Raw genomic sequence first — 24,938 nt, forward strand, 5'->3', positions numbered from 1 at the left:
AGAAAGTGAGGTGCACAAAAAATGATTCGAACAGACTTAGCAATTGAAAATAAAGAAATGTATGATGCAAAAAATAATGGACAAAAAATTGAAATTCCGGGAGTCGAAGTGGATACGGATAGCTACGAGGAAGGAATCAATGTTACCAGAATTAAAATCGCAGATGAAAACGGCAGCGCAGTCATGCAGAAACCGATGGGAAGTTATATCACAATTGAATTGCCAAAAGCTGCAAATGGCGCAGAAGATTTAAAAAAAGTAGCCGCAAAGGCAGTAGGGAATGAATTGAAAAAATTGGTTCCGTTTCATTATCATCTAAAGGTTCTTGTAATTGGACTTGGGAATGAAAAGGTTACGCCAGACGCTTTGGGACCGCATACGGTATCTAAAATTCGAGTGACGAGACATTTGTTCCTTTTGTATAACGTAGATGGGGACGAAGAACAGGGGTGCGTCAGTGCATTATGCCCTGGAGTTATGGCTTCGACCGGGATGGAATCGGCAGAATTGATTCAGGGCGCGGCACAAATTGCACAGCCTGAAGTGGTGCTTGCGATCGATGCACTGGCAGCACGGAATGTAGAACGCATCGGAACAACGATACAAATTACAGATACCGGAATCTCACCGGGTGCAGGTACCGGTAATATGCGTAAGAATTTAACCGAAGAAAGTATTGGGAGAAAAGTAATTGCAATCGGTGTTCCTACGGTCATTGATGCAGGAACTATGGTTTTGGATTCCTTATCCGGATATTTAAGCGATGCGGCAGAAGCGGAAAAATATTTAGATGATACCGGGCTGGAAATGATTGTTACGACATCCGATATCGATCAATCCATTCATGATTTTTCTGAGATAATTGCAGATGCTATAAATATTGCGCTTCATCCCGGCATATACTCTTAAGAGAAAAGAAACTCTAAGAAGTTTTAGAGAGGGAAACATCGGGGGAGAAGAGATATATGAGGAGAAGACGGTATGCAAGCAGAGCTGTGAGCAAGGGCGGAATTGTGGTAGTTGCTTTTCTTTGCTTTTTCTTAGCAGCTGCCACAGAACTATATTTCATGGACAAAGACGCTGGAAGATCTGAACAGGTAAGTGAAACGTTTCATGTTCAAGATCTGTTTTCTTCTGTCAATCGGGGAAGTAAAGGAAGACGGACTTCTGGAGACAATGTCAATCGTTCTTTAAAGGGTGTCTTACAGTTGTCCTTTCCGTCTCTTTCCAAAGAGGATGGAGATAACAAGGACGATAAGCTAGTGGCACAAAATGAAAATATTAAAGAGGATACGGATGATTCTGAGGATCAAGCAGTAAATCAGGAAGAAATAACGGAACCAGCCAAAGAAGAACCGGAGGCAGTCGCAGTATTAGATACGGAAGAAAGTAAGAATCCAGTTGTCTTGATTGTTCATACGCATGCAACAGAATCCTACCAGCCGATGAGTGAGGGTAATTTTCACCGCCTTGAGGAAGCGGGGACGGTTCGTGAAGTTGGAAATATTTTAACGAAAGAACTGGAACAAAAAGGGATTCCGGTCATTCATGATAAGACATTACACGACTCACCTTCATATAACCAGTCCTACGCGCGTTCTCTTCAAACACTGCAATCGTATTTGGCAAAAAATCCATCGATTAAAATCGTGATCGATTTGCATCGAGATGCAGCCGCATATGCCGGAAATGTCGGAAAGACAATGCAGGTTCAAGGCAGTACAATTGCAAAATACAGCTTAGTAATCGGTAAAGGAAATGCCAATTATGACCAGCTGAAAGGGTTTGCGAATCAAATAAATGCAAAAGCAGATCAATTATATCCCGGATTTTCCGGTAGAATTATAGAAAAAGAGTATCGTTTTAACGAATATGTGAGCGATCATTATTTACTGCTTGAAGTAGGAAATAATGAAAATACAATCGATCAAGCAAAGCTGACAGGAAAATATTTTGCAGATGTGCTGGCTTCTTACATACAAGAAATGGAGTAAATGGAGTAAGGAGTAGAATAATGTATACGAAAGAAAAAAAAGACCAAAGAGGACGCTCTTTTGTTCTTGCTATGCTCATCATTTTGGCTGTTTGTGCTCTGATACAGGTAGATACGGCATATGAAGATATGATGATGAAAGAAGGAAAACTCAGTTTGCAGATAAGGCGAGTGGATGAAGAGCATTTAATGTTCGGTTTCTTAGGCAATGAATGGACTGTGAACTCAAAAGAATTCTTTATGAAAGTAGAAACATTTCAAGAAGAAGGGAAAAAGGTTTTACAAGCATTTGCTGAAAAGACACAGGAATTTTTGGCAAACAGTGGAATGAACTCTTTAAAAAAAGGGGAAGAAAGCGAGGATGGAGAGGGAGAGATTCCGGTGGATTTTCCTACACAAATCTTGTAATTTTAATGCCCATTATGGTATAATTTTAGAGCAGAAGAGTCATAATTGATTTTTTCATCGCTCTAACTTTATTTTTTGGAGGAAATATGGACGCTTATCAGCAGTACATTCGAAATTTTAGCATTATTGCTCACATAGACCATGGTAAATCAACACTGGCAGATCGTATGCTGGAACAGACCGGCGTTGTGTCCCATCGTGAGATGAAGGAGCAATTTTTAGATAATATGGATCTGGAACGGGAAAGAGGAATTACCATTAAATTGCAGACAACCCGTTTGGTCTATCAAGCAAAGGACGGACATGAATATATTTTCAATTTAATAGACACACCCGGACACGTCGATTTTACTTATGAAGTATCTCGAAGCTTGGCCGCATGCGAAGGTGCGGTTCTTGTTGTGGATGCGACGCAGGGGGTGGAAGCGCAGACGCTTGCGAATGTGTACTTGGCATTGAATGAAAACTTGGAAATACTGCCTGTCATCAATAAAATAGATTTGCCGAGTGCAAGCCCTGACGCGGTCAAGGAAGAGATCGAAGATGTGATTGGCATTGAAGCACAAGATGCCCCTTTGATCTCAGCGAAGGAAGGCTTAAACATTGGGGATGTTTTGGAGGCGGTTGTTGCAAAGATTCCAGCACCCAAGGGAAATCCGGATGAAAAGCTGAAAGCTTTGATCTTTGATTCCTATTATGACAATTATAAGGGTGTGGTCATCTATACGCGCGTTTTTGACGGACGGATAAAAAAAGGCGACATGATCCGCTTGATGAATACGAAGAAAAAATATGAGGTGACAGAAGTTGGTGTTTATGCGCCGGGACCGGTTGCGGTAAAAGAATTGAATGCTGGATCGGTTGGCTATGTGTGTGCAAGCATTAAGCAGGTTGCAGATGCACGTGTAGGTGATACGATTACCTTGGATGAGAATCCGACAGAGTCACCTCTGCCCGGCTATAAAAAAGTGCAGCCGATGGTATATTGCGGAATCTATCCTGCAGAAGGTGAAAAATATGAAAACGTCAGAGACGCTTTGGAAAAGCTCCAAGTAAATGATGCAGCATTTTTATTTGAGCCGGAAACTTCGACGGCTTTAGGTTTTGGATTTCGTTGCGGATTTTTAGGTTTACTGCATATGGAAATTATCGTAGAACGATTAGAACGCGAATTCAATCTGGGAATCATTACCACTTCTCCGAGTGTTATCTATAAAGTCATTATGGAAAATGGTGATGTAGAGATGATTCAAAACCCTTCGAATTTACCAAACTCGATTGAAATTGACCACATAGAAGAACCCATCGTTAAAGCAGATATTATGATTCCGAAGGATTATGTCGGTGCAATTATGGAAATCTGCCAAGAACGAAGAGGAAAGATGATTCATATGGAGTATATCACGGAAATGCGGGTAGTGCTTCACTATGAAATGCCTTTGAATGAAGTAATTTATGATTTCTTTGATGCATTGAAGTCAAAGACACGTGGTTATGGATCTTTGGATTATGAATTTGTGCGCTATGAAAAATCCAACGTTGTAAAGATGGACATCTTGTTAAATAAAGACCTTGTGGATGCATTTTCCATGATTGTACATGAATCTAAAGCATATGCAAGAGGGCGATTTGTCTGTGAGAAGTTAAAGGAAATTATTCCGATGCATCAATTTGAAGTACCGATTCAGGCTTCGATCGGGCAGAAGGTTATTGCCCGGGAAACGGTGCGTGCTTTGCGTAAAGACGTATTGGCAAAATGCTACGGTGGAGACATTTCAAGAAAGAGAAAGCTCCTTGAAAAGCAAAAAGAGGGGAAGAAAAGGATGCGGCAGTTTGGAACAGTGGAGGTTCCGCAGGAGGCGTTTACTGCTGTGTTGAAATACGATGATAACAAGTAGTTAAATGATTTTGAGCAAGAAAAAAGGATGTTTTATTGAAAAAGCATCCTTTTTTATAGATGGGAAATATCATTAAAGACCGATACTTCCGCATATTTCAAAGAAAATATATTTTTTATTTAAAGGGGATAAAAATGCGCAGAGGAAAACAGAAATTAGGATTGTATGTTCACATACCATTTTGTTTAAAAAAGTGCAATTACTGTGACTTCCTTTCGTTCAGCGGATATGATTTGAAAGAGCAGGAGCAATATATTCAGGCACTACAAAAAGAAATGGAAGCATATAATCTCAAAGAGAGTGATTATACAGTAGATACTATTTTTATCGGCGGAGGAACACCTTCTCTGCTTACAGAATCGTTAACAGAGACCATTCTGAAAAAGATATATGATTGTTTTTGTATCGATAAGAATGTGGAGGTTACGATCGAATGCAACCCGGGAACTTTAACAAAACAAAAATTGGAATCCTATTGGCGTATGGGAATCAATCGGCTGAGCATTGGATGCCAGTCATTAAATGATGCTGTTTTGGAATTCATGGGGAGAATACATACTCGAGATGATTTTTTTAAAACGTACGATACAGCCTGCTGCTGTGGGTTTGAAAATATTAATGCTGATTTAATCTTTGGCGTACCGGGTCAATCGGTTCAAATGTTTCAACAGGATGTAAAAGAGGTATTAAACTTGCAGCCAAAGCATGTATCTTTTTACAGCTTGCAGATTGAAGAGGGAACACCGTTTTATGAACAATATAAGGCAGGAAAGTTCAATCAAGTTTCGGATAATGATGACCGAAAGATGTACCATCAGACAATTGAGGAACTAGATAAAAATGGATACATCCATTATGAAATATCAAATGCTGCAAAACGGGGTTATGAATGCCGTCATAATTTAAAATACTGGTCTATGGCGGACTATTTAGGCATGGGTTTGGGGGCACACTCTTATATAAAAGGTGTTCGATTCAGTAATACCAGAAGTATGAGGGATTATCTGGAAGGAAATTATGTGGAGACTACTCATAAAAATACGAGAAAAGATTCTATATCGGATTATCTATTTACAGGGCTTCGTAAAATAGAAGGAATCGATTTGACGGAATTTGAAAAGAGTTTTGGTGAACCGATTGAAAATCTTTTCGGAGAAGTACTTCGCTCCTTTCAGGAACGAGGTCTTCTTGAACAGGGGAAATCATATCTTCGGTTTACAAAAAAAGGATTGGACTTAAGTAATACTGTACTGAGAGAACTGGTTTAGGAGGGGAGACTATGAATCATAAGACAGGAAAATACATTATGGCTTTCGATCAGGGAACTACAAGCTCACGCTGCATTCTATTTAATCGGCAGGGTGAAATGGTTACTTTGGCGCAGAAGGAATTTCGTCAGCATTATCCAAAACAGGGATGGGTTGAGCATGATGCGATGGAAATCTGGTCGACACAAATTGGAGTGGCACAAGAAGCGATGTATAAAGTGCAGGCAACGTACAAAGATATCGCAGCAATCGGCATTACAAATCAAAGAGAAACAACGGTGGTGTGGGACAAAATATCGGGATTGCCGATTCATCCGGCTTTGGTTTGGCAGTGCAGAAGAACAGCACCGTATTGTGATACTTTAAAAGAACAAGGTCTAACTGATTTTTTTCACAAGAAAACAGGGTTGCTGATTGATGCATATTTTTCTGCGACAAAATTAAAATGGATATTAGACCATGTAGAGGGAGCACGGGAGCGGGCAGAAAAAGGAGAGCTGCTTTTTGGAACGATAGATACCTGGCTTATATGGAATTTATCAAAAGGAAAGATTCACGCAACTGATTATTCCAATGCAGCAAGAACGATGCTTTTTAATATTCAGACACTGAAATGGGATGAAGAGATTTTATCTTTCTTTTCGATCCCTAAAAAAATGCTTCCTGAGGTGAAGCCTTCCAGCGGTATTTACGGGAACACGGATCCTTCTGTATTTGGGAGTGAAATTCCAATTTCCGGTGCTGCAGGAGACCAGCAGGCTGCCTTGTTTGGGCAAACCTGCTTTACGGAAGGAATGGCAAAAAATACTTATGGAACAGGTTGTTTTCTGCTGATGCACACAGGAAGCCAGCCCGTGTATTCTGAAAATGGTCTTTTGACAACGATTGCCTGGGGAATAGACGGAAAAGTAGAGTACGCTTTGGAAGGCTCTATTTTTATCGGCGGAGCGGCAATTCAATGGCTGCGTGATGAATGCAAACTGTTAGCATCCTCCGCAGAGTCAGAGGAGCTGGCAGGTAAAGTGGAAGATTCGAATGGAGTATACTTGGTTCCTGCATTTGTCGGGCTTGGTGCACCTTACTGGAATCCGTATGCAAGAGGAATGCTAGTTGGCTTGACCAGAGGTGCAAACCGGGAACATATTATACGGGCTACCTTAGAATCGATAGCGTATCAGACGCAAGAGGTACTGCAACTGATGGAGCAAGATTCCGGTGTGAGCTTAACAACTTTAAAGGTTGATGGAGGTGCCTGTGCAAACAATTTGTTGATGCAGTTTCAGGCGGACATCATACATTGCCCCGTGGAAAGACCGATTTGCACTGAAACGACAGCACTGGGAGCCGCTTACTTGGCTGGTCTGGCTGTTGGATATTGGAAAGATAAAAATGAAATCAGAGAAAATTGGAGGATGGAAAGACGTTTTGAAGCCTCTATGAAAGAAGAGACACGAAAGCAGCTCTTAAAAGGCTGGAGGCGTGCTGTCTCCGCAGCCTTGGCTTGGGCAGAAGCAGAATAAATTTTTGATAAAACTACGACTACGTACCGTCCCTTATTAAAGGGGGGCAAAGGAGAATGAAAATGAAGCAGTATTTAGAATTATTGAAAACAACACCTTTATTCTATGGAATCAAGGAATCAAAAGATTTGGAATGGCTATTTAAGTGCGTTGACGGAAATGTGAAGACATATCGAGCAGGGGAGACCATCGCAGAGGAAGGTGAAGCACTGTATTTTACGGGAATGGTTGTTTCCGGAATCGCACAGAGCATTTATAAAGATAAGAGTATACTCACTGACGCAGGAGAATTATTTGATTTTTGCTTTGATGAGGGAAAATCCATTCAATCAGAAGCAAAAATCATTGCAAAAACAGATTGCAGTGTCTTATGGATGCGATGGATTCGGCTGAAAAAGGTATGCAACTTTGAGTGTGAATTTCATAAAAAGGTCATTGATAATTTAGAAAAATTAACGAAATGTTCGAATCAATAAGAAGAAATATAAAATAGAGGAGGACTTCTTAGGTGCAATCATAAAAAAGGGAAAGGGGTATTTTTATGGATTCGAACGAGGATAGAATCAGGTTCGAGCAAAAAGCCTTAAGAGTTTCGATGTGGGGAGCGATTCTCTTTGTTCTTTTGGAGTTTTATATGGCTTTGAGGACACACTCGCAGGCCGTATTAATGGATTCAGCATATGATGCAGCAGAACTGGTGACCATTGTAATTTCTTTAAGACTGGTACCGTTATTATATAAGCCAATGACTGAAAAAAGACCATTTGGTTATGCACAAGTTGAGACGTGGCTTCTTGTGATTAAAGGTTTCATGCTTCTTGCGGTTACTGTCGGACTGGTTGTAAATAATATACAGATTATTTTACAGGGGGGCAGTCACGTCAATTTTACACTGGTCGCATATTTTGAATTGTTTGCTGCGATTTTAGGAATTTTAATTGTAATTTGGCTGAAGCGGATGAATTGTGGGTTACAGTCGCCGATGGTGGATGTGGAAATCAGCGGATGGTGGATTGACACCATTGCGAGTATGGGAATGGCATGTGCGTTTTTTATTCCTGCAATTTTCCATACGGAGGCAGTAAAAACGCTCACACCGTACTTGGACTCCGCTGCTGCAATCGTTTTAACTTTTTTCATTTTGCCAACACCGATTCGCCTGGTTTTAAATGGGATGAACGATTTGTTTTTAATGGCTCCGGAACAAGAAGTAGTAAGTCAAATCAAACAAATTTCTGATGAAGTGCTGCAAAAACACACATTTGGAGAAAAAATATCTATGGTAACGTATGATATTATGCGGATGGGGCGGAGATTTTGGGTCTCGATTTATGTAACTTCGAACAAAGATACCATAAGTATTTCTGAGTGGGCTTCCGTACAGAGAGAAATAGAGCTGGCATTGATGGAAGAATTTCACGATGTATATGTAGAGTTATTACCCGAGATTGAATAGGGGAATGGATCAAGATGGGAACTGAAAGCATAATGCATCCCAATTTGATTATGGTGATTGACGAAGAGGCCTTGAGCTGGTAGCAAGGCTAAAGAAGCAGGAGAGAAAATGGAAACTAAAAGAGGTAGAGCTTTAAAACTTTACCTCTTTGTATTTTAAGCGTTTATCTGTTTTACAAATTTTAAGAGTAGGTCGACCGTAGATTGGATACCAAGGGTGCTGCTATTGATGGATAGGTCATAACGGTTTATTTGACCCCACTTTTCACCCACATAATAGTCATAATAAGTAGCCCTCCGCCGATCTGTTTTTTTCATAAATTCTTGCGCACCTTCTTCAGGGATTCCGTAGGAATGGATGACGCGGTTTAGTTTATCCTCCCGATCTGCATGAATGAAGAAACGAATGATATTTTCTTCTTTTTCCAGTATATAGTCAGCGCATCTGCCGACAATCACACAGGAGCCTTCCTCGGCGATTTTTCGTATCGTCTTTGATTGCAGTAAGAACAAGCGGTCATTCATAGGCAAGTCATTTATGGTAGGAATGTGACTTCCAAAGGTACCGATATTAAACGCTAAAGAGGTCCAAAACGGATTTGAGGGTTTTTCATCCGCATTTTCAAAAAGATCCGGATCAATACCGCTTTCTTCCGCTGTTCGGGTAATCAATTCTTTATCGTAGAAGGGAATCTTTAACTGTTCCGCTAATTGCTTACCGATTTCTCGGCCGCCGCTGCCATATTCGCGGGCAATGGTGATGATAATTTTATGATCCATGTTTACGCATCTCCTATCTGTCTAATAAAGTTATAAAATCCAAAGAATAAATGAATACTATTACTATATGGTTTGCTTCATAACGAATCAATAAATACATTTCAGATAAAATGCGTTGATCTTGTTACTTGAGACGTATTTATTCTATGATAAGTGCAAATCGCTTTCTGTTTACTTCAATTGGATATAATCGATACATCCGAAATAAAATCGATTGATTTTGTTCCAAATGACCTATTTATTATATCATAAACTTTATTTGCTCAAAGAAAAGAATAAAAAAATTAAAAAATATTTTGGAAATCTATTGACAATATAATATGTCAATGGTAAATTTAGATTATAGTTAGCACTCACCCAAATAGAGTGCTAACAAATTAAAAATATATTTGAAATGCGGTGAGTCGAATGGATTTAAATGAAAGAAAATTAAAAATATTGCAGGCTATCGTTGGAGATTTTATTTGTTCCGCAGAACCGATAGGCTCCCGCACCCTTTCCAAAAAATATAACATGGGAATCAGTCCTGCAACGATACGCAATGAGATGTCTGATTTAGAGGAAATGGGTTATTTAACGCATCCGCATACTTCCGCTGGACGTGTTCCGTCGGCAAAAGCATATCGATTATATGTAAATCAGCTCATGAAGGATTATGAGCTTCCGGAAGACGAAAAGAGAGCAATCTCACAAAAATTGACATCGAATATCACTGAGCTGGATCGGACAATTGAACATGCAGCAGCTCTATTGTCAGAATTGACAAATTTGACATCCTTTGCGATCAGTCCGAAACAGGATGAAAATCGGTTAAAATATATTAATCTTTTACCGGTGGATGAGTCGACAGTCGTTCTTATGATTGTAGCGGAAAATGGTAAAGTCTCCAATACAGCTTTAAAAATAAAAGTGCCTTATACGGAAGAAAATCTCGTCTTACTGTCGAAGGTCATGACGCATAATTATAAAGGAAGAGCTTTGAGTGATATTCTTACACTGGATATTATAAAATCGTTTGAAAAAGATTTGAAGGCACTTTCAAAATTAGCAGAAAGTATTATGCCGGATTTTTTAGCAACGTTAGAAAATATGTTAAATGTAGATTTGTATTTGGAAGGGCTTACCAATATTTTTTCAATACCGGAGTATAACAATATAGAAAAAGCAAAGGTGTTTTTACAAATGCTCCATCAAAGACAGCACTTTACCGATGTACTTGTAAATCGCGACAATGGGATCGTCATTACGATCGGCGATGAAAACAGCGATGAGATTTTAAATGATTGCAGTTTAATCACAGCAGACTATCGAATAAATGGAAAGCTGATTGGTAAGTTAGGCGTGATTGGACCTACGAGAATGAAGTATGATGAAGTTACATCTGTTATAAAATACATGACAGACAATATAAGCCAAGCATTTCAATTAGAGGGAGGAAAAGATGAGGATGAAAAATAATCAGGAAGAAGCGCAGGTGAAGGATTCCACAGTAGAAGAAGGGGTTAAGAATGCGGAAGCTAAGCATGAAGCTACAGAAGAAGCTGCTGTAGATGAAACAGACACGGAAAAAGTGAAGAATGGAGAAGAAGCTGCCCAAAAAGAGAAAGAGGTAACGAAAGAAGAAGAGGATATTCAGACTCGTTATCTTCGTTTAGCAGCAGATTTTCAGAATTATAAACGAAGAGTTGAAAAAGAGAAAAGTGACATTTATGCATATGCCAACGAGAAAATCGTGACAGAATTGCTTGATGTAATAGATAATTTTGAAAGAGCCATTGCACACGGTGAGGATTGCAAAGATCCAAAGATGTTAGAGGGCATGGCAATGATTTTCAAACAATTTAAGGGGGTACTTGAAAAAAGTAATGTTGAAGAGATTAAGGCAGAAGGGGAAGCGTTTGATCCCAATTATCACCATGCGGTGATGACTGAGAATTCCGTTGAATACGAAAGCGGCAAAGTAACAGCCGTTTTACAAAAGGGGTATCTGCTGAATGGAAAGGTGATTAGGCCTTCCATGGTTAAAGTAGCAGAATAAAAATCAGTAAAAAATGCAAAAAATAGTAAGACAAATAAGTATAACAATGAAAATGTGAAAAAGGAGATGTATATTATGGGTAAAGTAATCGGTATAGACTTAGGTACAACAAATTCATGTGTATCAGTATTGGAAGGTGGCGAACCTACCGTCATTACAAATGCAGAAGGAAATAGAACAACACCATCTGTAGTTGGCTTTGCAAAAAGTGGAGAACGTTTGGTTGGTGAGACAGCGAAAAGACAAGCAATCACAAATCCGGATCGAACCATCGCATCCATAAAACGACACATGGGTACGGAACATAAGGTAGATATTGATGGAAAATCCTATACGCCGCAGGATATTTCCGCTATGATTTTATCTAAATTAAAAGCGGATGCTGAAAGCTATTTAGGCGAAAAGATCACAGAAGCAGTTATCACAGTTCCGGCGTATTTTACAGACGGCCAGAAGCAGGCAACAAAGGATGCCGGAAAAATTGCAGGGCTAGATGTAAAAAGAATTATTAACGAACCAACTGCAGCAGCTCTTGCTTATGGATTGGATAAGGATACGGAACATCATAAGGTGTTAGTATATGACTTAGGAGGCGGTACCTTCGACGTTTCCATTTTGGAACTTGGTGATGGTGTATTTGAAGTACTGGCAACCAATGGAGATACGAAGCTGGGCGGTGATGATTTTGATAATGCAGTTATGAATTTCATTGCAGACAGCTTTGCAAAGGAAAATGGTATTGATCTTAGAAAAGATAAGATGGCACTGCAAAGATTGAAGGAAGCAGCAGAAAAAGCGAAGAAAGAATTATCCTCTTCACAGACGACAAACGTCAATCTGCCATTTATTACAGTCAATGCCGACGGCCCGTTACATTTGAACATGGATATTACCAGAGCAAAATTCGATCAGCTTACAGCGGATCTTGTAAATAGAACCATTGAGCCAATGCAGAAGGCAATGAAGGATGCCGGCGTAACGATGTCTGACTTAGAGAGAGTCATTTTGGTAGGTGGGTCTACAAGAATTCCGGCAGTACAGGATGCCGTTAAAAAGGTTACTGGAAAAGATCCATTTAAGGGTATTAATCCGGATGAATGTGTAGCAATCGGTGCTTCCGTACAGGCAGGCGTTTTGACCGGAGAAGTGAAAGACGTATTGCTTCTGGATGTTACCCCGCTTTCTTTGTCAATTGAAACATTAGGCGGTGTGGCTACTAAGCTCATTGAAAGAAATACTACGATTCCGACGAAGAAGAGCCAGGTATTTTCAACGGCTGCGGATAATCAGACGGCAGTTGATATTCACGTATTACAGGGTGAAAGAGAAATGGCAAGTGATAATATCACTTTAGGACGTTTCCAGCTTTCCGGAATTCCATCTGCACCTCGTGGTGTGCCTCAGATTGAAGTTACTTTTGACATTGATGCCAATGGTATTGTAAATGTAAGTGCAAAGGATATGGGAACCGGTAAGGAACAGAGAATCACCATCTCTTCTTCCAGCAAGCTTTCCGACGATGAAATCAAGCAGAAGGTTAAGGAAGCTGAGCAGTATGCGGAAGAAGACAAAAAGAAGAAAGAAGAAATTGAATCAAGAAATCGTGCAGAGACATTGATTTATGAGACAGAGAAGAGCGTAAACGAATTAGGAGATAAGTTATCTGCTGATGAAAAAGCAAAGATAGACGAGGCAAAAGAAGCCTTAAGTAAGGCTTTAGAGGGAAACAACATTGAGGAAATCAAGGCGAAAACAGAGACACTGACAAATGAATTCCATGCTGTTTCAACTAAACTATATCAGCAGGCACAGGCAGCAGGAGCTGATCCGAATGCAGCAGGTGCAGCAGGCGGTTTTGATCCAAATGCGGCTGCTGGCGGTCAGCAGGAAGGCCCGAGCGGAGATAATGTTGTCGATGCAGATTATGAAGTCGTAGATGACAATAAATAAGTTTTATAGGGAAATTAGAGGCACTTCTCTTGACGAGAAGTGCTTTACCCTTTAAACTAAGTAAGTTATAACTAATAGATGGGGGATATGATATAATGGCAGACAAAAGAGACTACTACGAAGTCCTTGGAATAAAAAAAGGGGCTACGGAAGCAGAAATTAAATCTGCTTTTCGTAAAAAAGCTATGGAATTTCACCCAGATCGAAATCCAGGAGATAAAATAGCAGAAGAAAAATTTAAAGAAGTAAACGAAGCATACGGGATACTTTCCGACCCTCAAAAGAAGGATAAATACGATCGGTTTGGGTTTGCCGGAGTGGATCCGAATGCCGGATTTGGCGGCGGTGGTTCTGGCGGCTTCTCTGGATTTGGCGGTTTTGAAGATATATTCGGCGATTTGTTCGGCGGTGCTTTTGGCGGCGGATTCTCTCAGTCAAGAAGAAATGGACCGAGAAAGGGACAGGATCTTCAAAAGCAAATGAATATTACTTTTGAAGAAGCTGCGTTTGGTACAAAAAAACAGGTACAGCTGAATAAGTATGTAGCTTGTGAAGAATGCGGCGGAAGCGGAGCGGAAAAGGGTACATCTAAAGTAACGTGCCCGAATTGCAATGGTTCCGGTCAAGTTCGTACCGTACAGAATACTCCGTTTGGACAATTTGCAAGTTCGCATACCTGTGATCGCTGTGGCGGCAGTGGACAAATTACTGAAAAGCCTTGCCATTCTTGTAATGGAAGCGGGAAGATTCGAAAGACGGTTACCATCTCAGTTGATATTCCTGCTGGAGTGGATAATGACAGCGTCATTCCGATTCGAGGACAGGGAGAACCTGGTACAAATGGAGGGCCAAATGGCGATTTGTATTTAGTCATTGCGGTTTCTCCTCATAAGCTCTTTAAACGAAAGGGCAATGATTTGTGGCTGGATATGCCAATCACCTTTACACAGGCAGCTTTGGGTGCGGAGATTACAGTTCCGACTCTTTCGGATAAGGTAGCTTATAAGATACCTGCAGGAACACAGCCTGATACGGTATTTCGTTTAAAAGGAAAAGGTGTCAAGAGCCTTCGTTCCGGGAAATACGGTGATTTATATGTGAAGGTCATTCTTGAGGTTCCAACGAAACTAAGTGGAAAGCAGAAAAAGATGATTGAAGAATTCGGAGAATCCTTAAATCATGATGGATATGCAAAAAGAAAAAGTTTTTCAGAGACAATGAAAGAGTTATTCAAATAAAAGGCTTAAAAAGCAGCATTTCTTGTCCGTCTGTAGAGCTACAGAGCCGGAGAAATGCTGCTTTTTTATCTGATAGGAAATATCGCAGAAGAATTGATATTTTTGTAGCTTTCAAAGAAATCGCTTTTCTGTAATAGGGAAACGTTACAATTGCAATCATACATAAAACGGAAAGCAACCGGAAAGGAGTCTGAAGTGAGGTATTTTGAAATAAGGCTGTATACAAATCAAATCGGACTGGAAATGGCAAGCGGCATGTTGTTATCTATGGGGATTACCGATTTTGTTACGGAAAACCCAGACGATTTAAGGGATTTTTTAGACAAGAAAAACTCCTATGAATGGGACTATGTCGATGAAAGTGTATTGAATTTGTCAAATGTGGAACCCAATCTTACTTTTTATTTAGAGTGTTCCGAAGAAGGACAGAAGACGATGCAATGCTTTCGACACGCATTAGAGACTGTAAAAAGAGATGCAGAAGAAGCCGGAACGGACTATGGAAGGCTGGAGCTTTCTGTAACGGAGGTTTGTGATGAAGACTGGCGTGATAAATGGAAAGAATATTTTAAACCGACGCACATTACAGATCGTTTTGTTGTAAAACCGTCTTGGGAAGATTACGAAAAAAAAGAAAATTCGGAGCTTGTAATTGAGATTGATCCGGGCATGGCTTTTGGAACGGGAACGCATCCGACAACTACGCTCTGCATTCGTATGCTGGAGAAATATATTGCTTCTTCCGATGAAATTGTTTTGGACGTCGGCTGTGGTTCCGGCATTTTATCGATTGCTGCGGCTCTTCTGGGAGTCAAGACGGTAAAAGGTGTTGAAATTGACCCGATTGCTGTGGATGTGGCAAAAGAAAACGTACAGATGAACTGTTTAGAGTCTCAGATTGAAGTGTTTCAAGGAGATTTGACGAAGGGTCTTGCAGTTCAGGCGGATATTGTGGTGGCAAATCTCATGGCTGATTTAGTTATGCTTTTATCAAAGGATGTATCCAAGCATTTGAAGGGGAGAGGGATATATATTTCTTCGGGAATTTTAGTTGAGAAAAAAAATCAGGTTTCTCATTCCATTCAAAATTGCGGATTTGAAATCTTAGAGATCGCAGAAGAGGGAGAATGGTGTGCCATTGTAGCACAAAAACGTTAGATAGAAAGTTTTATCTGGGAAAAAGGAGAACGGGATGAGTCGATTTTTTGTAGAGAAGAGTGCCGTAAAAGAGAATTTCATTGAGATTACGGATCAAAGCGATATCAGGCATATTATGAAAGTACTTCGGCTGAAAGCAGGTGATTTTATTGAGGTATCTGACTCTGAACAATATGAGTATCAAGTTGAATTAAATGAAATCAGCAGTGAACAGATTTTAGGAAAGATTCATGATAAACAAAACTTCAGCAGGGAACCGGAAATTCAGGTAAGCTTATATCAAGGCATTCCAAAACAAGGGAAAATGGAGACGATCATCCAAAAAGCGGTAGAACTCGGTATTTGGCGTATCATTCCGGTCTTTATGCAGCGGACTGTGGTTACGGAAAAGGGAAACTTCAAAAATAAATTGGTGCGCTGGCAGAAAATAGCGGATGAAGCAGTGAAACAGTGTAAAAGAGGAAGAATTCCTCAAATTGAAAGCCCGCTTTATACGAAAGATGTCTTTGCGCGTGTAATGAAGGAACATGATTTGGTTCTTTTCCTTTATGAAAATGAAGAAAAGATAACAATCAAACAAGTTCTTCGTTCTGCGGCAGCAAAAAAAGAAAGCAGAGCTCCTTTAAAAAAAATCGCTCTGCTCATTGGGCCGGAAGGTGGATTTTCAGAGGAAGAAGCTTGCACCTTTCAGGAAATCGGTGCAAGCTGTGCAACACTTGGAAAGACAATTTTACGTACGGAGACAGCTGGGATAGCAGCACTGGCTATGGTCATGTACGAGTTGGAGCTGTGAGAACTCTGCCTCTTATTGAATGCCGTTTTTTTGGAAGAAATCCGCACTGGAACAGTTTGGTTCACGTAAAAAGCGTCCCAAACGGTATAATTCATCTGGATTTCTTTCTTTTTTTGAAATGTAATTAATTCTTCCTTCGCAGATTAATGTAGCGTCAAATCCAAAGGTTTTCATAAATTCTTCTGAATTTTTATTGTAAAAGCCAAACGGGTAAGTAAAGGTGTTTGGCTTTGTGCCTGTCTTTTCTTCAATATGCTTTTGCAGATAACCAATATCTGAATCTAATACAGCACCGTAAGCTTCGACGGATTCTCCGCCTTTTTGAAGTGAACCCTTTCGACCGGCATCATAAGTGTGCATATCGTAAGTATGATTTTGAATTTCGACACAGCCTGATTCGATCATCTCGTTGATTTGATCCCAAGTCACATGAGAATAATTTGGTTGCTCCACGCCGTTTTCGCTGTATTCGTCGGTATATCGTCCAATGATGGAAATTACGGCTTTCATATTATTTTTTTTCAAAGCAGGAAAAGCATATAAGTAATTGTTGTAATAACCGTCGTCAAAGGTGAGTATGATCGGCTTTTTCGGAAATGCCTTTCCCTTTTTTACACATTTAATCAAATCAGAGACAAACATAGTTGTATATCCTTTTTCTTTTAGATAAGTCAAATCAGACTCAAAAAGGGATGGATCAATCATAAATTTATTTTGGACGGATTTATCTTTGACAAGCCCATGGTACATGATGATCGGAACGGCAATTTTATCTTCCGGTGTGCTGGATTGATTCATTGTCAAAGCCGTTTCGTCTTCTAACTTTGGATCAGATGTTGTTTTATTTTTTTCATCTTTATCTATTTCATAGAACGCATATTTTCTTGTAAATTCTTTTGAATCTTCTACTTTTACTACGTCAGCTCGATGGTTGGATAAAAGACGTGTAATATCATAAAGATTGATCCATATTTGAGTTGGACTGTCTTTTTTATCTTCATCGAAAACCAGCTGCATACCATAGTGCAGGTGAGGGGTATCAATATTATTCGTGTTTTCTTTGCGGCTGTATCCGGTTTGACCGGAATAACCGATGACATCTCCTGCGGTAACTGCTTTTCCGATATATAAATTAGATGCGTAGGGGTGATTTTTTTGCAGGTGTGCATAGTAATAATACCGAACGCCGTCAAAGCTTCGAATGCCAATGCGCCATCCACCGTATTGATTCCATCCCAGCGCTTCTACAATGCCGCTCTCGACGCAGATGATCGGTGTACCGCTTCCTATCATTAAGTCGTGACCTAAGTGACGTCTTGCGTATCCGTAAGTTCTGCCATTTCCAAAGTCGTCAAAATCACTGTAATAATATCCGGCAGCGACCGGTGAGAATGCTTTCAATCCATATTTTTTTTGCCAAATCATTTCGGATTCCCCGGAATCGCTGTCTTTTTCTTTATTTTTTGGAAGTTTGACTTTATATTCACCGAGAAATTCTCCTAAAATTGCGGAATACGCTTTGTGATAATATTGATAAAGAGCAGCGTTCATTTTTTTGGCAAGATGCTCCGTGTATTCTCCTTTGTTAAGTTCTTCAACAAGCTGGTCCATATCAGAAGCTTTATATTGTTTGAAATTACCGCCATATTTTGCAGCGAGATAAGATAAAACTTCAATCCAATCGATATGTGTTTCTGATTCATACGTCTGAATATCAATCTTCATTGCTTTTTCCATCACGGTATAAGGGACGTTAAATTCCACCCACTTAATCGGTTCCTTTTTTGCAGGGGAAAACACGTGGATACCAAAAGGAAGAATGGATACACTGCATAAAAATAAGAGTATGAAAAAAAGAAGCGGCAATAAAAATTTCTTTTTTATAACAATCTGTTTTTTATTGTGTCGCAAGACGCTACCTCCATAGTTGATACTTTATGTAAAAACATATGCAAAATAACTTGGTTTCATGTATAATAGACAAGACGAAGGAGGAACTTATATGGCACTTTTAGATAAAATGACGGATTTCAGCCGAAGCGCAATGAAAAAATCCGAAGAAGTAATGGAAACAGCTAAAATCAATTTAAAAATCAGTCAGAAAAAGTCCGTTATAAAGGAGTATCAGATTGAGATAGGGGAAAAGGTTTATACATCATATAAAAATGGAGTGGAATTGGAAGGAGAGCTTGCTTTGCTTTGTGAGAAAATCAAAGCAGAAGAAGAGGAGATAAAAGCTTTGCAGGAATCTCTTGAATCTAAGGTTTAATATAAAACTAAAATAGAACGATTTTATTTCACTTGTTTACTTGGAAATTTTTTCTTTAAAATAATAACAGCCTTCTGGGATGATTCACTGATCCTGGAAGGCTGTTGTATTTGTATTATTTTGTATTATTCATTGACTCTGACGTATATCCGATATGATGTTCCGTCAAGTTCTCCTTTGATAATGGCTAACCCTTTCTTTACAGCAGTAACTTTGCCATCTGCTGACACAGAAGCAATGCTGTCATCCATCGAGCTCCAGGTTACTGTGCCGGGATCATCTGCTAAATATAAGTTAGCGGATTCTGTGCTTTTTAAATGAACCGCCAATCGTAATTCATCCGCAATGCCGTCAACTACTTTGATCGGAATGTACTCTTTGAAACTGCCATCTGCATTTTGTACATAGATATTTGCAGTACCTTCTGAAACCCCCGTGACTTTGCCGTTTTCGTCAACTACAGCGACTGCTTCATTTGTGGAACTCCAAGTGAAGTTTTTGTTGTTGTCTAAATCATAAGAAGTGCTGAGCTGCACCGTCTCTCCAATGTTAAGTAAAACCGACAACAAGGAAGAATTTTCTGTACTGCCAACCTCTAAAGATTCCACGGTTGCTAACAAATTATTATCGTTATCTCTTCCGCCAATAGCATAAATTTTATTTCCAACTACGGAAGAAGTTAATTTACTTCTTGCAGTAAGCATAGATTCACCAGTGGAACAAGTATCAGTTTCGGTATCATAAATTTCCACACTATTAAGATATGTACCATTATATCCGCCAATAGCATAAATTTTATTTCCTATTAGGGAAGAAGTTAATTCATATCTTGCAGTCATCATGGATTGGGCCACAGACCAAGTGTCAGTCTTGGTATCGTAAATTTCTACTGTATCCATGTAACTTGTTGAATTTTGTCCACCAATCGCATAGATTTTATCTCCTAACGCTGAAGATGTTAAACCATACCTGGTGGTGGGCATAGATTGTCCTGTAGACCAAGTGTCAGTTTTGGTATCATAAATTTCAACGGTATCAACTATTCCTTGTTGGCTGTTATGCCCACCGATTACATAGATTTTATCTCCCACTACGGAGGAGGTTAAAACAGCCCTAGGCGTGGGAATGGATTGCCCTGTAGACCAAGTGTCAGTTTTGGTATCATAAATTTCCACACTATTAAGATACGTACCATTAAATCCGCCAATTGCATAAATTTTATCTCCTACTGCAGAACAAGTTAAGCGATGTCTCGCAGTGGGCATAGATTGTCCTGTAGACCAAGTGCCGGTGTTGGTATCATAAATTTCCACACTATTAAGATATTTACCATTATTTCCGCCGAACACATAAATTTTATTTTCTACAGTACAAGCTCCTCCCCAAGCTCTTCCAGTAGGCATAGGTGTTTCTTCTTGCCAGGTGGGTTCTTCTGTCGCCCAGGCACTCATGCTCGTTAGTCCAAATACCAGGCATACTGTCATAAAAATTGCTAAAATTCGTTTCATGTTATTCCTTCTTTCTTTGCTATAGTTTAGTTAAATTGTTACATGCTGCGAATCGAATTACAATTCTGTTTTTTCATATTTTTCCATTATATAATTAAAGTTTGGAATTTAGTGAAAGAAATAACGCATTACCAATAAAGGGTTAGAGGGCATGATTTCTTTTTCAGCCTTGACTTGATAATTTTAAGAATAAAAATAGTAGAGGAGATAGAGGAAAAGTAACTTCATCATTTCCTGATTTTTTATAATATTTACTATTAGACAAAAAAATAGAGCAGGAAAGTCCCACTCCATTTATATTATTTTGTATCAATTATTCACTCTGACATATATCTGATATGACGTTCCGTCAAGTTCTCCTTTGATAATAGCTAAGCCTTTCTTTACAGCAGTAACTTTACCATCTGCGGAGACAAAAGCAATGCTGTCATCCATCGAGCTCCAAGTTACTGTGTTGGGATCATCTGCTAAATATAAGTTAGCGGACTCTGTGGTTTTTAAATGAACCGCCAGCCGTAATTCATCCGCGATACCGTCGACTACCTTGATCGGAATGTATTCCTTAAAGCTTCCATCTGCATTTTGCGCATAGATATTTGCAGTACCTTCCGCTATTGCGGTGACTTTGCCGTTTTCGTCAACCACAGCGACTGATTCATTTGTGGAACTCCAAGTGAAGTTTTTGTTGTTGCCTAAATCGTAGGACGTGCTGAGCTGTACTGTCTCGCCGATATTGAGCAATACCGACAGTAAAGGAGAATCGACTTTGGTACTGCCAACCTCTAAAGATTCTACGGTTGCTAAAGAATTACTTTTATTGCTGCCGCCAATTGTATAGATTTTATTTCCGACGACGGAAGACATTAAATAACCTCTTGCAGTAGTCAGGGGTGTGCCTGTAGACCAAGTGTCTGTTTGTACATCATAAATTTCTACAGTATCAATCGCTTGATTTGATACATTTAATCCACCGATTGCATAAATTTTATTTTCTGAGACAGAAGACGTTAAGTGAAATCTTGCAGTAGGCATGGGTGCGCTGGTAGACCACGTGTCGCTTTGAAGATCATAGATTTCTACGGTATCATATATAGTTGTTAAATCATACCCGCCAATTGCATAAATTTTATTTCCTATTACGGAGGATGTTAAATTCTGTTTTGCAGTAGGCATTGATTGACCGATGGACCACGTGTCGGTCTTGGAATCATAAATTTCTACGACATCAACTGTCCCTTGTTGACTGTCATATCCACCGATTACACAAATTTTATCTCCTACTACAGAAGAAGTTAAACCAAATCTTGCAGTAGGCATGGGTTGACCGGTAGACCACGTGTCAGTAGTTATATCATAAATTTCTATAGTATTAAGGTATTTACCATTATATCCACCAATTACATAAATCTTATTTCCTATTACAGTGGAGGTGAAACCATATCTTGCAGTAGGCATTGATTGGCATGTGCTCCACGTGTCGGTTTTGGTATCATAGATATTTACAGTTCTTTTTATCTCGTCTATTTCTCTTCCACCAATCACATAGATTTTATCTCCTATGGTGCAGGAAGTTCCCAATTGTAACCCTGCAGGCATAGGTGTTTCTTCCTGCCATGTGGGTTCTTCTGTCGCCCAGGCACTCATGCTTGCCAGTCCAAATACCAAGCATACTGTCATAAAAATTGCTATCAATCGTTTCATGTTATTCCTTCTTTCTTTGCTATATAGTTTAGTTAAATTGTTTCATGTTACGAATCGAATTACAATTCTGTTTTTTCATATTTTTCCATTATATAATTAAAGTTTGGAATTTAGTGAAAGTATTTGCTGCTGATAAGTGCCTAAAACGGATTTCATTACTGCGCCGCTTGCAACTTGATTCATAGAAGAAGTTGAAAATTCAGTTGAGATACGATATGATAAATAAAGCATACAATGGAGGAAATTTACTTGAGTGAAAATAAAGAGAGAACAAATGAAATTGAGATAAATGATGCTTGGTCGGATATGGCGAAAGACTTTGCGAGCAAGCATGGCAGAAGGATCCTGATTGGTATCAAAACCTTGGGATGCAAGGTGAATCAATATGAAACGCAGGCTTTAAAAGAAAAATTTACAGACCTAGGATATGAGATTGTCGAAGATACCGAATTTGCGGATGTGTATGTAATCAATACCTGCACAGTAACGGGCCTTGCAGACCGAAAGTCACGGCAGTACATTCGTCGGGTAAAACGCATCAATCCGCACTGCATTACTGCGGTGATCGGCTGTTATGCGCAAGTCAATCCGGAGGAAGTCGGAGCCATTTCCGGCGTTGATATTGTAGCGGGTACTAATGAGAAAAATAAGCTTCCGCTTTATGTGGAAGAAGCGATGGAACAGAAAAGCACTGCTCCCATTTATCATGTCAAGGATTATCATGATCTTTGCGAGTACGATGAAACCGGAAGCATCACTTCCATGGAGTCACGCACAAGGGCATTCATAAAAATTCAGGAAGGGTGCAACCGTTTTTGTTCTTATTGTGTCATACCTTATGCAAGAGGTGCGGTGCGAAGCCGTACAAAGGAAGAAATCCTTGCAGAGGCACAAAGCTTACTGAACCAGGGATTTAAAGAGCTCGTACTAACTGGAATCAATACCGCATTGTACGGAAGCGAGCCGGGATTCGTTTCAGAGGAAGAGTTTGTTACGGATCATGAGGGCTGCAAAAGAAAGCTTTACGGTGTAGAGATTGTGATAAAGGCATTAAATGAATTGCCGGGTCATTTTCGAATTCGCCTCAGCTCACTGGAACCAACGGTGGTCAATGCAGAATACGTAAAGCATTTATTGAATTACAAGAAGCTTTGCCATCACTTCCATCTGTCCATTCAGAGCGGGAGCAACGAGGTGCTTAATAAGATGAATCGCAATTACAGCAGAGAAGACTATTATAAAATGGTAGAAGAACTGCGGAAAACAGATCCGGGCTTTGGATTTTCTACGGATATCATTGTGGGATTTCCGGGAGAGACGGAGCGTGATTTTCGAGATAGTGCAGACATGGTTGAGAAAGTACATTTTTGTAAGGTACATGTTTTTAAATATTCAAAGCGTCCGATGACGAAGGCTGCACAGATGAAAGGACATCTACCGCCGGAAGTAAAAAGTAAACGAAGTGAAGAGCTGATACGGATTGCTGAATCTACAGCACGGGAATTTTATACTTCTCTATCCGGCAGCCGACGGATGGTTTTATTTGAGGAATATAATCCGGAAACAGGGTATTACAGGGGACATAGCGATAATTTTATAGAAGTATTCTGCAAGAGTGAACAGGACATTTCCGATTCCTTTGCATGGGTGAGCCTAGAACGCCCTTATCGTTCTGGCATGCTTGGGATTTTAGAGCAGGATTCTGTTTTAAACCCGGTTGACTTTTTTTAATACTGTGTTATGATAGGAACCATAGTCAAATCCTTTTTAAGGAATTTGATCGAATAAGCAAGGAATAGGAGATGGAAAACGACATGTCGGATTGTATTTTTTGCAAGATTGCAAATAAAGAAATTCCGTCGAATATGGTATATGAGGATGATGTGATTGCCGTATTTCACGATTTAGAGCCTCAAGCACCGGTTCATGTTTTACTGGTACCAAAGAAACATATTGCATCGCTTGATGCCGCAGAGTTTGAGGATATGGAAGCGATGGGGTGGTTGCTGCATAAGGTAAAAGATGTGGCCAAGCTTTTGAATCTTGAAAATGGATATCGTTTGGTTTGCAATTGCGGAGAGGACGGATTGCAGACGGTACCGCATTTACATTTTCACCTTTTAGGTAAACGCAAGATGACCTGGCCTCCAGGTTGATAAATGATGCAGAGTTCAAGTGTTTATGGGAAAAAATCTTTCTATAAAAAGAACTTGATTCTTTCTGTGAAAAAATGTATAATATTTATGTTATAGACTGACCCGTTTGGATAAGCATCTATGTGATTTCAGGATATGGAGGGAGGGGAATGAATATATGGCACAAGTAGTTGTAAGAGAAAACGAAAGCTTGGAAAGCGCATTAAAAAGATTTAAGCGGTCTTGCGCAAGAGATGGAGTAATGTCCGAATTGCGTAAGAGAGAGCATTACGAAAAGCCAAGTGTAAAAAGAAAGAAAAAGTCAGAAGCCGCAAGGAAAAAGGCTAAAAAGTTCTAACACAAAAGAGGTGTAGACTATGTCTATAAAAGATCAATTATTGCTCGACTTCAAAGAGTCTATGAAGGCTCATAATGGAGTGAGGAAAAATACCATAAATTTAGCTCGTGCTGCCATTAAGCAGTATGAGGTTGATAACCGAAAAGAACTTGACGATCAAGGTATTATTGAAATCTTGACCAAACAAGTAAAAATGAGAAAAGATGCCCTCTCTGATTTTGAAAAAGCGGGAAGAACGGATCTGTCAGAGTCTTATAACGAAGAAATCAAGATTTTAATGGAATACTTACCGGCACAGCTTACACAAGCTGAGATTTTTGAGATTATCAAACAAACGGCAGAAGATTTAAAAATCGAAGCTGACCGAAAAAACTTTGGTAAATTAATCGGAGCAGTTATGGGTAGAGTCAAAGGTAGAGCCGATGGCGGCGATGTTAAAAAACAAATTGAAGATTTTCTGAAATAGAA

At 39.6% G+C, this 24,938-nt stretch carries 23 protein-coding genes; 19 read left to right on the plus strand and 4 right to left on the minus strand.

Annotated elements, in window-relative coordinates:
* Positions 1–21: 21 nt before the first annotated feature.
* From gpr to U5921_RS12605, 8 genes are all read left to right on the plus strand, one after another.
* On the plus strand, positions 22–909 hold the full coding sequence (gene gpr / locus U5921_RS12570; RefSeq protein WP_324823805.1) for a GPR endopeptidase: 888 nt from the start codon (positions 22–24) through the stop codon (positions 907–909).
* Between the two features lie 56 nt (positions 910–965).
* Positions 966–1,994 (plus strand): stage II sporulation protein P, encoded by a 1,029-nt coding sequence (spoIIP, locus tag U5921_RS12575; protein ID WP_324823806.1) that lies wholly within the window; start codon positions 966–968, stop codon positions 1,992–1,994.
* 20 nt (positions 1,995–2,014) lie between these two features.
* The gene (locus U5921_RS12580) at positions 2,015–2,401 is read left to right on the plus strand and encodes a hypothetical protein (RefSeq protein ID WP_324823807.1); all 387 of its coding nucleotides are present in this window, start codon (positions 2,015–2,017) and stop codon (positions 2,399–2,401) included.
* A gap of 86 nt (positions 2,402–2,487) precedes the next feature.
* Positions 2,488–4,299, plus strand: coding sequence for a translation elongation factor 4 (gene lepA / locus U5921_RS12585; RefSeq protein WP_324823808.1), 1,812 nt, complete (start codon positions 2,488–2,490; stop codon positions 4,297–4,299).
* A 134-nt stretch (positions 4,300–4,433) separates the two neighbouring features.
* Positions 4,434–5,567, plus strand: coding sequence for a radical SAM family heme chaperone HemW (gene hemW / locus U5921_RS12590; RefSeq protein ID WP_324823809.1), 1,134 nt, complete (start codon positions 4,434–4,436; stop codon positions 5,565–5,567).
* An 11-nt stretch (positions 5,568–5,578) separates the two neighbouring features.
* Positions 5,579–7,087: a glycerol kinase GlpK gene (gene glpK / locus U5921_RS12595; RefSeq protein WP_324823810.1), complete on the plus strand. Its 1,509-nt coding sequence runs from the start codon at positions 5,579–5,581 to the stop codon at positions 7,085–7,087.
* Between the two features lie 62 nt (positions 7,088–7,149).
* Positions 7,150–7,563 carry a hypothetical protein gene (locus U5921_RS12600; protein ID WP_324823811.1) on the plus strand — a complete coding sequence of 138 codons (414 nt, stop codon included), beginning with the start codon at positions 7,150–7,152 and terminating at the stop codon, positions 7,561–7,563.
* Between the two features lie 65 nt (positions 7,564–7,628).
* Positions 7,629–8,543: a cation transporter gene (locus U5921_RS12605; RefSeq protein WP_324823812.1), complete on the plus strand. Its 915-nt coding sequence runs from the start codon at positions 7,629–7,631 to the stop codon at positions 8,541–8,543.
* Positions 8,544–8,698: 155 nt separating this feature from the next.
* Here U5921_RS12605 and U5921_RS12610 read toward each other — a convergent pair whose 3' ends face one another.
* Positions 8,699–9,322 (minus strand): cytidylate kinase-like family protein, encoded by a 624-nt coding sequence (locus U5921_RS12610; protein WP_324823813.1) that lies wholly within the window; start codon positions 9,320–9,322, stop codon positions 8,699–8,701.
* Between the two features lie 408 nt (positions 9,323–9,730).
* Between U5921_RS12610 and hrcA the strand changes: the two genes are divergently transcribed.
* From hrcA to U5921_RS12640, 6 genes are all read left to right on the plus strand, one after another.
* Positions 9,731–10,780: a heat-inducible transcriptional repressor HrcA gene (hrcA, locus tag U5921_RS12615; RefSeq protein WP_324823814.1), complete on the plus strand. Its 1,050-nt coding sequence runs from the start codon at positions 9,731–9,733 to the stop codon at positions 10,778–10,780.
* Entirely contained in the window at positions 10,770–11,360 is a 591-nt protein-coding gene (gene grpE, locus U5921_RS12620; RefSeq protein ID WP_324823815.1) for a nucleotide exchange factor GrpE, read from the plus strand. The genes hrcA and grpE overlap by 11 nt, the downstream gene beginning before the upstream one ends.
* A 75-nt stretch (positions 11,361–11,435) precedes the next feature.
* Positions 11,436–13,310, plus strand: coding sequence for a molecular chaperone DnaK (gene dnaK / locus U5921_RS12625; RefSeq protein WP_324823816.1), 1,875 nt, complete (start codon positions 11,436–11,438; stop codon positions 13,308–13,310).
* A 95-nt stretch (positions 13,311–13,405) separates the two neighbouring features.
* A complete protein-coding gene (dnaJ, locus tag U5921_RS12630; RefSeq protein WP_324823817.1) occupies positions 13,406–14,548 on the plus strand; it encodes a molecular chaperone DnaJ in 1,143 nt (380 codons plus the stop codon).
* Between the two features lie 195 nt (positions 14,549–14,743).
* Positions 14,744–15,706 (plus strand): 50S ribosomal protein L11 methyltransferase, encoded by a 963-nt coding sequence (gene prmA / locus U5921_RS12635; RefSeq protein ID WP_324823818.1) that lies wholly within the window; start codon positions 14,744–14,746, stop codon positions 15,704–15,706.
* 34 nt (positions 15,707–15,740) lie between these two features.
* Entirely contained in the window at positions 15,741–16,499 is a 759-nt protein-coding gene (locus U5921_RS12640; RefSeq protein ID WP_324823819.1) for a 16S rRNA (uracil(1498)-N(3))-methyltransferase, read from the plus strand.
* A 12-nt stretch (positions 16,500–16,511) separates the two neighbouring features.
* On the opposite strand, the gene U5921_RS12645 is transcribed toward U5921_RS12640, so the two are convergent.
* A complete protein-coding gene (locus U5921_RS12645; RefSeq protein ID WP_324823820.1) occupies positions 16,512–18,410 on the minus strand; it encodes a polysaccharide deacetylase family protein in 1,899 nt (632 codons plus the stop codon).
* A gap of 91 nt (positions 18,411–18,501) precedes the next feature.
* Between U5921_RS12645 and U5921_RS12650 the strand changes: the two genes are divergently transcribed.
* Positions 18,502–18,768, plus strand: coding sequence for a hypothetical protein (locus U5921_RS12650; RefSeq protein ID WP_324823821.1), 267 nt, complete (start codon positions 18,502–18,504; stop codon positions 18,766–18,768).
* 125 nt (positions 18,769–18,893) lie between these two features.
* Here the strand turns inward: U5921_RS12650 and U5921_RS12655 are convergent, their stop codons facing one another.
* Entirely contained in the window at positions 18,894–20,276 is a 1,383-nt protein-coding gene (locus U5921_RS12655; protein ID WP_324823822.1) for a kelch repeat-containing protein, read from the minus strand.
* Positions 20,277–20,585: 309 nt separating this feature from the next.
* Positions 20,586–21,977 carry a kelch repeat-containing protein gene (locus U5921_RS12660; RefSeq protein WP_324823823.1) on the minus strand — a complete coding sequence of 464 codons (1,392 nt, stop codon included), beginning with the start codon at positions 21,975–21,977 and terminating at the stop codon, positions 20,586–20,588.
* Positions 21,978–22,226: 249 nt separating this feature from the next.
* Here U5921_RS12660 and mtaB point away from each other — a divergent pair, with 249 nt between their 5' ends.
* The 4 genes from mtaB (at position 22,227) to U5921_RS12680 (ending at position 24,936) form a co-directional block, all read left to right on the plus strand.
* The gene (gene mtaB, locus U5921_RS12665) at positions 22,227–23,708 is read left to right on the plus strand and encodes a tRNA (N(6)-L-threonylcarbamoyladenosine(37)-C(2))-methylthiotransferase MtaB (protein ID WP_324823824.1); all 1,482 of its coding nucleotides are present in this window, start codon (positions 22,227–22,229) and stop codon (positions 23,706–23,708) included.
* An 83-nt stretch (positions 23,709–23,791) separates the two neighbouring features.
* Positions 23,792–24,133, plus strand: coding sequence for a histidine triad nucleotide-binding protein (locus tag U5921_RS12670; protein ID WP_324825998.1), 342 nt, complete (start codon positions 23,792–23,794; stop codon positions 24,131–24,133).
* 157 nt (positions 24,134–24,290) lie between these two features.
* Entirely contained in the window at positions 24,291–24,470 is a 180-nt protein-coding gene (gene rpsU, locus U5921_RS12675; RefSeq protein WP_027399339.1) for a 30S ribosomal protein S21, read from the plus strand.
* A gap of 19 nt (positions 24,471–24,489) precedes the next feature.
* A complete protein-coding gene (locus U5921_RS12680; protein WP_324823825.1) occupies positions 24,490–24,936 on the plus strand; it encodes a GatB/YqeY domain-containing protein in 447 nt (148 codons plus the stop codon).
* Positions 24,937–24,938 lie beyond the last annotated feature (2 nt).

This window comes from Sinanaerobacter sp. ZZT-01, assembly GCF_035621135.1.
Classification (GTDB): Bacteria; Bacillota; Clostridia; order Peptostreptococcales; family Anaerovoracaceae; genus IOR16.

What these genes read in the sequence shown, in the direction of transcription:
- gpr (WP_324823805.1), top strand. Translation starts at nt 22, where the DNA reads ATGATTCGAACAGACTTAGCAATTGAAAATAAAGAAATGTATGATGCA.
- spoIIP (WP_324823806.1), top strand. Translation starts at nt 966, where the DNA reads ATGAGGAGAAGACGGTATGCAAGCAGAGCTGTGAGCAAGGGCGGAATT.
- U5921_RS12580 (WP_324823807.1), top strand. Translation starts at nt 2,015, where the DNA reads ATGTATACGAAAGAAAAAAAAGACCAAAGAGGACGCTCTTTTGTTCTT.
- lepA (WP_324823808.1), top strand. Translation starts at nt 2,488, where the DNA reads ATGGACGCTTATCAGCAGTACATTCGAAATTTTAGCATTATTGCTCAC.
- hemW (WP_324823809.1), top strand. Translation starts at nt 4,434, where the DNA reads ATGCGCAGAGGAAAACAGAAATTAGGATTGTATGTTCACATACCATTT.
- glpK (WP_324823810.1), top strand. Translation starts at nt 5,579, where the DNA reads ATGAATCATAAGACAGGAAAATACATTATGGCTTTCGATCAGGGAACT.
- U5921_RS12600 (WP_324823811.1), top strand. Translation starts at nt 7,150, where the DNA reads ATGAAGCAGTATTTAGAATTATTGAAAACAACACCTTTATTCTATGGA.
- U5921_RS12605 (WP_324823812.1), top strand. Translation starts at nt 7,629, where the DNA reads ATGGATTCGAACGAGGATAGAATCAGGTTCGAGCAAAAAGCCTTAAGA.
- U5921_RS12610 (WP_324823813.1), bottom strand. Translation starts at nt 9,322, where the DNA reads ATGGATCATAAAATTATCATCACCATTGCCCGCGAATATGGCAGCGGC.
- hrcA (WP_324823814.1), top strand. Translation starts at nt 9,731, where the DNA reads ATGGATTTAAATGAAAGAAAATTAAAAATATTGCAGGCTATCGTTGGA.
- grpE (WP_324823815.1), top strand. Translation starts at nt 10,770, where the DNA reads ATGAAAAATAATCAGGAAGAAGCGCAGGTGAAGGATTCCACAGTAGAA.
- dnaK (WP_324823816.1), top strand. Translation starts at nt 11,436, where the DNA reads ATGGGTAAAGTAATCGGTATAGACTTAGGTACAACAAATTCATGTGTA.
- dnaJ (WP_324823817.1), top strand. Translation starts at nt 13,406, where the DNA reads ATGGCAGACAAAAGAGACTACTACGAAGTCCTTGGAATAAAAAAAGGG.
- U5921_RS12640 (WP_324823819.1), top strand. Translation starts at nt 15,741, where the DNA reads ATGAGTCGATTTTTTGTAGAGAAGAGTGCCGTAAAAGAGAATTTCATT.
- U5921_RS12650 (WP_324823821.1), top strand. Translation starts at nt 18,502, where the DNA reads ATGGCACTTTTAGATAAAATGACGGATTTCAGCCGAAGCGCAATGAAA.
- U5921_RS12655 (WP_324823822.1), bottom strand. Translation starts at nt 20,276, where the DNA reads ATGAAACGAATTTTAGCAATTTTTATGACAGTATGCCTGGTATTTGGA.
- U5921_RS12660 (WP_324823823.1), bottom strand. Translation starts at nt 21,977, where the DNA reads ATGAAACGATTGATAGCAATTTTTATGACAGTATGCTTGGTATTTGGA.
- U5921_RS12670 (WP_324825998.1), top strand. Translation starts at nt 23,792, where the DNA reads ATGTCGGATTGTATTTTTTGCAAGATTGCAAATAAAGAAATTCCGTCG.
- rpsU (WP_027399339.1), top strand. Translation starts at nt 24,291, where the DNA reads ATGGCACAAGTAGTTGTAAGAGAAAACGAAAGCTTGGAAAGCGCATTA.
- U5921_RS12680 (WP_324823825.1), top strand. Translation starts at nt 24,490, where the DNA reads ATGTCTATAAAAGATCAATTATTGCTCGACTTCAAAGAGTCTATGAAG.